General features: G+C 52.5%; 9 protein-coding genes and 2 pseudogenes. 3 read left to right on the plus strand and 8 right to left on the minus strand.

What is annotated here, in order from left to right; genetic code table 11:
• Nucleotide 1 precedes the first annotated feature (1 nt).
• Genes AC3ISQ_RS12795 through iolG form a run of 5 tightly spaced genes read right to left on the minus strand, consistent with a single transcriptional unit; the run spans nucleotide 2 to nucleotide 5,756 of the window.
• Nucleotides 2-1,135, minus strand: a complete 1,134-nt coding sequence (locus tag AC3ISQ_RS12795; RefSeq protein ID WP_489346998.1) for a Gfo/Idh/MocA family protein — start codon at nucleotides 1,133-1,135, stop codon at nucleotides 2-4.
• A gap of 23 nt (nucleotides 1,136-1,158) precedes the next feature.
• Nucleotides 1,159-2,187, minus strand: coding sequence for an ABC transporter permease (locus AC3ISQ_RS12800; protein ID WP_489347000.1), 1,029 nt, complete (start codon nucleotides 2,185-2,187; stop codon nucleotides 1,159-1,161).
• Between the two features lie 11 nt (nucleotides 2,188-2,198).
• Nucleotides 2,199-3,743: a sugar ABC transporter ATP-binding protein gene (locus AC3ISQ_RS12805; protein ID WP_489347002.1), complete on the minus strand. Its 1,545-nt coding sequence runs from the start codon at nucleotides 3,741-3,743 to the stop codon at nucleotides 2,199-2,201.
• A 57-nt stretch (nucleotides 3,744-3,800) separates the two neighbouring features.
• Nucleotides 3,801-4,730 (minus strand): sugar ABC transporter substrate-binding protein, encoded by a 930-nt coding sequence (locus AC3ISQ_RS12810; RefSeq protein ID WP_489347003.1) that lies wholly within the window; start codon nucleotides 4,728-4,730, stop codon nucleotides 3,801-3,803.
• A 39-nt stretch (nucleotides 4,731-4,769) separates the two neighbouring features.
• On the minus strand, nucleotides 4,770-5,756 hold the full coding sequence (gene iolG, locus AC3ISQ_RS12815; protein WP_489347005.1) for an inositol 2-dehydrogenase: 987 nt from the start codon (nucleotides 5,754-5,756) through the stop codon (nucleotides 4,770-4,772).
• Nucleotides 5,757-6,054: 298 nt separating this feature from the next.
• On the opposite strand from iolG, the pseudogene AC3ISQ_RS12820 reads away from it, so the two are divergent.
• Nucleotides 6,055-6,210 (plus strand): annotated as a pseudogene (locus AC3ISQ_RS12820) (SymE family type I addiction module toxin); the annotation flags it as partial.
• Nucleotides 6,207-6,344, plus strand: a complete 138-nt coding sequence (locus AC3ISQ_RS12825) for a hypothetical protein (RefSeq protein ID WP_489347007.1) — start codon at nucleotides 6,207-6,209, stop codon at nucleotides 6,342-6,344. The pseudogene AC3ISQ_RS12820 and the gene AC3ISQ_RS12825, both read left to right, overlap by 4 nt.
• A 227-nt stretch (nucleotides 6,345-6,571) precedes the next feature.
• Here AC3ISQ_RS12825 and AC3ISQ_RS12830 read toward each other — a convergent pair whose 3' ends face one another.
• From AC3ISQ_RS12830 to AC3ISQ_RS12840, 3 genes and pseudogenes are all read right to left on the minus strand, one after another.
• Nucleotides 6,572-6,826 carry a MafI family immunity protein gene (locus AC3ISQ_RS12830; RefSeq protein ID WP_489347009.1) on the minus strand — a complete coding sequence of 85 codons (255 nt, stop codon included), beginning with the start codon at nucleotides 6,824-6,826 and terminating at the stop codon, nucleotides 6,572-6,574.
• A gap of 13 nt (nucleotides 6,827-6,839) precedes the next feature.
• A pseudogene (locus AC3ISQ_RS12835) lies at nucleotides 6,840-7,064 on the minus strand (hypothetical protein); the annotation flags it as partial.
• Entirely contained in the window at nucleotides 7,064-7,891 is an 828-nt protein-coding gene (locus AC3ISQ_RS12840; RefSeq protein WP_489347011.1) for a VENN motif pre-toxin domain-containing protein, read from the minus strand. The gene AC3ISQ_RS12840 and the pseudogene AC3ISQ_RS12835, both read right to left, overlap by 1 nt.
• Nucleotides 7,892-8,113: 222 nt before the next feature.
• On the opposite strand from AC3ISQ_RS12840, the gene AC3ISQ_RS12845 reads away from it, so the two are divergent.
• A complete protein-coding gene (locus AC3ISQ_RS12845; RefSeq protein ID WP_489347012.1) occupies nucleotides 8,114-8,323 on the plus strand; it encodes a hypothetical protein in 210 nt (69 codons plus the stop codon).
• Nucleotides 8,324-8,349: the final 26 nt, after the last annotated feature.

Below are 8,349 nucleotides of genomic sequence, written 5' to 3' on the forward strand. Positions count from 1 at the left end.
CTTAAACAATATCGGTCACTTTCACCCAACGGCCATCCTGATGAGACAGGGCAATGGCATCGAGAATACGCGAAACTTTCCAGCCTTCTTCGAAGTCCGGCCACATCGGTACATCAGCAGCAATACCGTCAATCAGGTCACGTACTTCGACGGTTTTCTGATCGTTAAAACCGATGCCGTGTCCCGCCCCCATACAAAACGCGCCATAATCTGGGTGCGATGGCCCCACCAATAGGGTACGAAAACCTTGGCGATTCACCGGATCGTCATGTAGATAAAGCTTGAGTTCCGCCATCCGTTCTTGGGTAAAACTGATTGTGCCTTTGGTACCGGTAATCACATAAGACAGCCCCATCTTGCGGCCACAAGCGATGCGCGAAGTTTCAATCACCCCTTGCGCGCCGGCCTTGAAACGCACCATCGCATGAGCCTGATCTTCATTTTCTACCGCCACCATATCGCTAGAACCGGCTTTGGCAGGCCGTTCGCTGACCACGGTTTTTAAGTCGCCACACACCTGCACAATGTCACCGACCAGATACTGCGCCATGTTGACGATATGCGCCGCCAGATCCCCCAATGCCCCCAGACCCGCGGTTGCCTTAAAGCAATGCCAGTGGATCGGCGACAACGGATCGGCCATATAGTCTTCGTTATGGGTGCCGTAAAAGTGAATCACCTCGCCAATCTCGCCGTTCGCGATAATCTGCTTCGCCAACTGCGCGGTGGGGTTCTTCATGTAGTTAAAACCCACCAGCGTTTTCACTCCGGCGCGTTTCGCGGCGTCTACCATCTGTTTGGCATCACGGGCATTCAGCGCTAACGGTTTTTCTGAGTAAACGTGTTTGCCGTGACGAATCGCCTCCAACGCCATCTCTTTATGCAGATGGTTTGGTGAGCAAATATCCACCACGTCGATGTTCGGATCGGCCACCAACTCGCGCCAATCACCGGTTGAACGGGCAAAACCAAACGCCTGCGCGCGCTCTGCCGCTAAGTCAGCGGAAACTTCCGCTACCATTTCCCGCACCAACCTGCCACGCAGGTTGAATACCGTCGGAGCCTGGGCGTAGGCGATGGCATGAGCCTTGCCGATGTAGCCGGTTCCTATCAATCCAATACGCACGTCTTTCATTTCTTTCTCCCGAAACACATCAATTACAGTGCGCCACGGCGGCTCTTGGCGTAGGTATCAAACGCGACCGCCAGTACGATGATCAGACCGGTAATAATCTGCTGGTAGTAAGCCGAGACGTTCATCAGCACCAAACCGTTGATCAAAATGCCCATGATGATCGAGCCGATCACCGTGCCAGTAATGCGTCCGTACCCGCCCATCAATGACGTACCACCGATAACCACCGAAGCAATCACGCGCAATTCAAAGGAGATGCCGGCTACTGCTTCGGCGCTGCCCAAACGTGCGCTGAGGATAAAACCCGCGAGCCCAGCGAGACAGCCGATCACCACGTAGACGCTGACCAACACTCGTTTGACGTTTACCCCTGCCAAGCGTGCCGCTTCTGGGTTGCCGCCAATGGCGTAAACAAAGCGCCCCCAGCGGGTTTTATGCAGCGCTAAATAACCGGCGATGGCGACAATGGCGAAGATCCAGATCGGGATGGAGATACCCAGCAGTTCGCCGCGTCCCCACCAGCGATAACCCGCATCAAAACCGGCAATCGGCGCACCATCGTTAATCACCAACGTGAGGCCACGCCAAATCGTCATACCGCCCAGGGTGACGATGAACGGTGGCAAACGCAGGCGCGTGACACCAAGCCCATGCAGGAAACCAATCACCGTGCCCATCGCCAGACAAATCCCCAAGCCAATCAGCCAACTCATTCCGCCCCAGGCTTCGGCATCGACGGTGGTGAAGTTATCGCCTTTAATCACATAGGCGGCAGTCATGGCACACACGGCCAGAATTGAACCCACCGACAGATCGATCCCGGCGGTCAAGATGACAAAGGTCATCCCCACTGCCATGATGCCGTAGATGGAAACCTCGGTCAGGATGTTGAAAATATTACGTTCCGACAGGAAATTGCTGTTCTGCAACTGGAAAAAAATCAGCAGCAAGATCATGAAAATCAGCACGCCAAAGCGCTCGAAAAAAGCGATGGGATCGAGGCGATTGGGTCTCTTGACCGGTACCTCAGTTTTAGAAATCATCTGCGTCATGGGCTCCCCCGTTATGCGGCGTTCAATGCGTGATGGTTAATGGCCATCATGGTCATCAACCGTTCTTCATTTGCGTCGTCACCGTGGATTTCGCCGGTTACGCGCCCTTCGCTAAGCGTGATGATCCGGTCAGAAACCGCGAGGATCTCCGGCAGATCGGAAGAGATCACAATCACCGCTACGCCCTGTTTTGCCATATCAAACAGCACCTGATGCACTTCTGACTTGGTGCCCACGTCAATGCCTCGCGTTGGCTCATCCACAATCAATACCCGTGGATTCAATGCCATACAGCGTGCCAAAATCACTTTTTGCTGATTCCCCCCGGAAAGTTTGCGCACCTCCTGATCGCTATTGACCATTTTGATTTGCAGTGCCAGTCGGTAAGACTCAATCAAATCGTTCTCTTTGCGGGAATTGACGAAGAAACGCCATTGAAGCAATGAAGACAGGCTGGATAACGTCAGGTTGTCGCGAATCGACAACCCCAGCACCGCGCCTTCTTTTTTGCGATCTTCCGGCACCAGCGCGATGCCCAGATCAAGCGCATGCATCGGATCGTTTGGGGTATAAACTTCACCATCCAATTCAAAACTTCCGGAAGTAAAACCGTCAGCACCAAACAGGCAGCGTGCCACTTCCGTGCGCCCTGCACCGACCAGCCCAGCGATGCCCAGCACTTCACCGCGATGGACGTGAAAATTAATGTCATGCAATGCGATACCGTGCGGATCAAGCGGTGGCTTTTCACGGCTCAGTCCTTTCACCGACAGCCGAATAGGTTGATCTTCATGATGGGTTTCGCTGGCCGGTCGGCGGTTGAACACCACATCACGCCCGACCATCAAGCGGATAATCTGCTCAACGTTGGTGCCTGCGACGTCACCAGAACCGGTATAGCGTCCGTCTTGGAACACCGTGAAGCGATCGCACAGTTGGAACACTTCGTGTAAACGGTGGGTGACATAGATAATGCTAACACCACGAGATTTCAGCTCGCGTACCACGCGGTGCAGGCTTTCCACTTCGCTGTCACTCAACGCCGCCGAAGGTTCGTCCATAATGATCAGCTTGGCATTCAGCGTCAGCGCGCGGGCTATCTCGATCATTTGTTGCTGAGCTACGCTCAGACGCGCAACGGCAGTGGTTGGCGCAATATTGAGTTGCAGGTATTCCAATATTGCCTGCGCCTCTTTATTGACCGCTTTAGCGTCAACAAACATACGGCGGCTCGGTTCACGCCCTAAGAACATATTCTCCGCTACCGTCATATTGGGTAACAGATTGAATTCCTGATAAATGGTGATGATGCCCTTGTTCTGCCGCACCACCGGAGAATCGTCCACCGCCAGCGTTTCGCCGTTGAACCAGATTTCGCCACGGGTCTGCGGTTGCGCACCGGCTAGCGCTTTGAGCAGGGTTGATTTCCCTGCGCCGTTTTCTCCCAACAGCGCGTGGATTTCCCCTTTTCCCACCGTCAGTTGAGCGTTACTCAGCGCCCAGACGCCGGAAAAACTTTTCGCCAGTTCAGTGACTTTCAGTAAAGGTTGCGACATTACCTGCTCCTGTAAACACTTTTAGACGCCGCCACCGAAGTGACGGCGATTCGAAGGTTATTTACTGACTTCGCCAATACGTTCGGCCTGATCCAAATTGTCTTTAGTGATCAGCGTTGGCGCATAATCCGCACCGCTGATCGCCTTTTTCTCTCGGATATTTTCAACCAGTTGTGTCATCGCCGTTTTCACCGCGAAGCCCGGACGTTGGTCAGCAGTCACTGCCAGCCAGCCGTCACGTACTCGCGCCAAGGCTTCAGGCACCGCGTCAAAACCCGTCACCATGATTTCACCCGGTTTCACACCATAGCCCTGCAAGGCTTCGATCGCCCCCAGCGCCATATCGTCGTTGGCAGACAGAATCACCTGCGGACGTTTTTTCAGCGATGGCAACACGTTCTCGGTAATACGCATCCCTTCTGAACGCATCCAGTTACCCGTCTGATCGATCACAATCTTGTATTTCGCACCACCCGCTTTCAGGCTGTCGCGAATGCCTTTGGTACGTTCAATGTTGGAAGAAGATCCAGGCTGACCGGTCAATAGCACAATGTTCGCACCATCCGGGAATTTCGACTTCACGTAATCGGCAATCGCTTGGCCGCCTTTGTAGTTATTGGCACCAAAGTGCGGCACTTTTTCCTTGCTGTTTACCGAGCGATCCAGCGTCACTATCGGCAGATTGGCTTTTTGGATTTCCGCTACCGTGTCAGAAATGGCATCGACATCGTTAGGCGATAAAATGAAGCCCTGAGCGCCACGGGTGATGGCGTTTTCCAGATCCGCCGTTTGCTTAGATGAACTCCCTTGTCCGTCTAATACCTGTAGCTTGACGCCCATCTCTTTAGCGGTTTTCACCGCCGTGCGCTGCATGTGCACTTCAAACGGCATCGCCAAATTTGGTGTGCTGAAAACGATTTGTTCGTCTTTGGCCTGAGCCGCCCCGGCGGTTAATGCGATGAGTGCTGCAAGGAGTAATTTTTTCATTGTTATCTCTCTTTGGGTTGTAGGGTCTAAAGAGGTTAGTTATAAGGAGACTTCACGCTGACTATGCAGCGACTCCAAGGCTTTATCAGCCAGATACAGCGCACGCTCTCCGTCGTCACCGCTGCATTCTGGTTGTTGTTCTCCGCGCAGCACGGCAGCGAAATGTTCCCATTCCGCGGCATAAGCGGCTTTGTAACGCTGAAGGAAAAAGTGCTCTGGTAAGGCGCTATTGCAACCGTCTTGCGAATAACATTGCACTTGGTTTTCCAGAATATTGCCTGCACACAACAAGCCTTTAGCGCCATGTAATTCCAAACGCTGGTCGTAGCCGTAAGCAGAACGGCGGCTGTTGACGATGGTCGCCATCGCGCCGGATGCGTATTTCAGTACGATAAACGCGGTATCGATGTCGCCCGCCGCACCAATCGCCGGATCAACCAGATTGCTGCCCTGTGCAAATACCGAAACTGGCTCTTCGCCCATGATGAAACGTGCCATGTCGAAGTCGTGGATGGTCATATCGCGGAACATCCCGCCGGAAACACGCACATACTCCGCCGGTGGTGGTGACGGATCGCGCGAGATAATCAGCAGCGATTCCGGCTTACCAATACGTCCTTCCAGCACGTCGGTTTTTACCCTGCGAAACTGCGGATCAAACCGGCGATTAAAACCGACAAACAAGGGAACATTGAACTCTTTCACCACTTTCAGGCAGTCACGCACCCGAGCGAGACTGAGGTGTACCGGCTTCTCACAGAAGATGGCTTTACCATGTTTGGCGGCCAGTTCAATCAGGTCGGCATGGGTATCGGTAGCGGAGGCAATCAGCACCGCATGAACATTAGGATCGGTCATAGCCTGCTCCACCGTTTGCTGACGCGCCTGATACTGTTCGGCGAGACGAGTGGCGTTGGTTTGATTAGGATCGACCACCGACCAAAGTCGGGTTTCTTTATGGGCGGAGATATTGACGGCGTGAACCTGACCGATGCGGCCTGCGCCGAGTAAGGCAATGTTAAACATAGCGGCTCCTTGATGGTCATTCACCGGAAGCGTCCGGTAACTGTGTGCAGCTCAATAATCACCCCTTAAATAAAACATTTATTTCATTTTTATAAATAGTGAAAATTTCATTTTTGAGTCACAGTTAACATTTTCATCATGTATCTGGCGAATTTTGTTACCAAAATCACAACATTTAACTGAAGCGATTGGTACCGAGGAGGAGAAATCAGAAGGATAGGGAAGTAATACGGAAGGGAAAATATAGAAATGAAATGAACGTTCTAATGATTTCAAGGCGTAGTGGTGTGGGTTACCGCCACACCGGGGGCAACCCAACCCTTACCCACAACTCACCCTCAAGGGACGTTGTCTCGAAGCATTGGGCTTTACCACCGGTCAGAAGGTCGAGGTGATCACCGAACCGGGACAACTGATCATCCGCATCGCATCAGCTACGGAGGCCGCCGTATGAAGATCACCGTGACCACCGAACCCATGCCAACACTGCCCCTCATCCGTCACGACTGGCGACCTGGAAGCCGGTTCCAGCTACAACGCCAAGACAACCACATCACGCTCACCTTTGTGACCGATGATGACGAGTAGAAGACACTATGCGAAGACAGCCAGTACAGCCACGACCTCGGTGCTGATTGGGTTAACTATCACGGTGAACTGATCATCGCCGGGGACTGGCTGAGCGGATTTGACCTCACCAGACCGAAGCAGATTAAGGCCACCATCGCGCCGGGGAGGATTCAGATTTTGCAGCACGGCCAAGGGATCTTTAGGGCTTAAAAACAAAGATCCCGGCGAATGAACCGGGATCTTTGCTACATAACAAGCTGTTTTATATGTTTATATGGCGCATCATTCTCATTGAACCCCATATCTTTTACGAGCGTTATCATTTCGTCATACTCGGCTTGGGTCAGCGTTACGTCATATTCACATATGTGATCGCAGAGGATCTCAAAAGCCAGAGGTTCTTCGTTAAAATTTATATAATCCAAAGCACCTTCTAAAAGACCTTGGTCTAACCTGCCATCAAATTTGTGTCCAAAGTTAGTTATTCGGTCAGCGAACATCCCTAATCTACCTCTATTGTTTTGCCGGTTTATATGGCGGCATCGGAGTATTATCTGGGAATGCCGTTATAACTTTACCTGTAGCTGGTTGATAGACGACTCGAATACGCCCCCCTCCGCGCTCCTCGTATGCAACCCACTTGGCAGAATCTCCCTTACTAGTATATTGACCTCCAGTACCAGTTTGAGCATACCAAGTAGTATTTGGGGAAGTCGCGATATCACCCACTTCATGTACTACTTTATCGGCAGACCAGTTTTGTGGGAAGACTGTTTTTCCTGGATTTCCAGGATATAAGTGTCCACCACTGGTAGGACCACCCCATACAAAATATGTTGCTTAGCTTCTGCCGAAAGAATATCCACATATTTCTGATTTGATGCTGATAAATTCAAATCAGAACTTTTTGCTACCGTCAGAACTGCCTTGGCAAGGACATACTGCACTAATTTGGCTTCACTGGTTGGTATGCCGCTAGCCATGATTTCCGCAGCTTTTTTAGGTGTCATTTCCTCACTTGAGGTCAACGCACTAACCGGAACACCAAAAAACTCACCCCATGCGGTCAGTAGTCCTTTAACTGCATCTTGGCCTTCTGGCATATCCCCTTGAGCATTTTTAACCAGTGCGGCCACGATTTCATCTGGGGAAGAGCCTTTTTGCATCATTGATGCACCGAGCGAGGCTTGCGACATGCCCATGTCGGCCATGCCTTTACCAAAGCCTCCCGGACTCAGAGAATTATTCTCCACCGCATTCTTACCCGCAATCACCCCGCCTGCAGCACCCGCAGTGCTATCTCCGGCCAAACCACCTGCCAGCCCTGCGGCCAGTTGACTCAAGGCACTGACGTTCAGCTTCTGCTCTTCCGTCAACGTCGCGGGGTCTTGTCCCGGATAGAGTTGCTCGACGATAAGCCGTGCCGCCAACTCACCACTGGCCGCGCCCGCTGCACCTGCCGCCGCATTGTTACCCGATACCAACGCTACCAATGCACCCGCCATCGCATGGGCTGCTGCGTTCGCTGCCACATTGGTGGTGCCATCTGCATTTTGGGTGCGCACTTTGATTTCCTGCGCAAGATAACCGCTACGTCGCCGCTGGCCTGTACCTATGCCGCGTTCAGCGTGGCATCACAACCAGCGGTGATACGGGAGGACTTAGGTCACGCTACCGCCAATTTGTGACACACAATCACAAATTAATATCTATAAGCTGCTGGTCATGACTGGCGATCCGGAGCCCGGTTTCGGCTGCAACGCCAAGGCAACCGGATCACCCTCACCATGGTGACCGATGATGACGAGTGGAAGACGCTGTGCGAAGACAGTCAACACGGTCACGACCTTGGCGCGGACTGGATTAACTATCACGGTGAACTGATCATCGCCGGGGACTGGTTGAGTGGATTTGACCTCACAAGACCGAAGCAGATCAACGCCACCACTGCGGCGGGCAGGATTGTGATAACGCAGTTCGGCCAAGGGCGTTCTTAGAACCTAAAGTAAAGATTCCCGGCCTC

The organism is Serratia sp. KH_031, from assembly GCF_057839655.1.

Coding starts and splice junctions, on each gene's coding strand:
- AC3ISQ_RS12795 (WP_489346998.1), bottom strand. CDS start 1,135: ATGAAAGACGTGCGTATTGGATTGATAGGAACCGGCTACATCGGCAAG.
- AC3ISQ_RS12800 (WP_489347000.1), bottom strand. CDS start 2,187: ATGACGCAGATGATTTCTAAAACTGAGGTACCGGTCAAGAGACCCAAT.
- AC3ISQ_RS12805 (WP_489347002.1), bottom strand. CDS start 3,743: ATGTCGCAACCTTTACTGAAAGTCACTGAACTGGCGAAAAGTTTTTCC.
- AC3ISQ_RS12810 (WP_489347003.1), bottom strand. CDS start 4,730: ATGAAAAAATTACTCCTTGCAGCACTCATCGCATTAACCGCCGGGGCG.
- iolG (WP_489347005.1), bottom strand. CDS start 5,756: ATGTTTAACATTGCCTTACTCGGCGCAGGCCGCATCGGTCAGGTTCAC.
- AC3ISQ_RS12825 (WP_489347007.1), top strand. CDS start 6,207: ATGAAGATCACCGTGACCACCGAACCCATGCCAACACTGCCCCTCATC.
- AC3ISQ_RS12830 (WP_489347009.1), bottom strand. CDS start 6,826: ATGTTCGCTGACCGAATAACTAACTTTGGACACAAATTTGATGGCAGG.
- AC3ISQ_RS12845 (WP_489347012.1), top strand. CDS start 8,114: ATGGTGACCGATGATGACGAGTGGAAGACGCTGTGCGAAGACAGTCAA.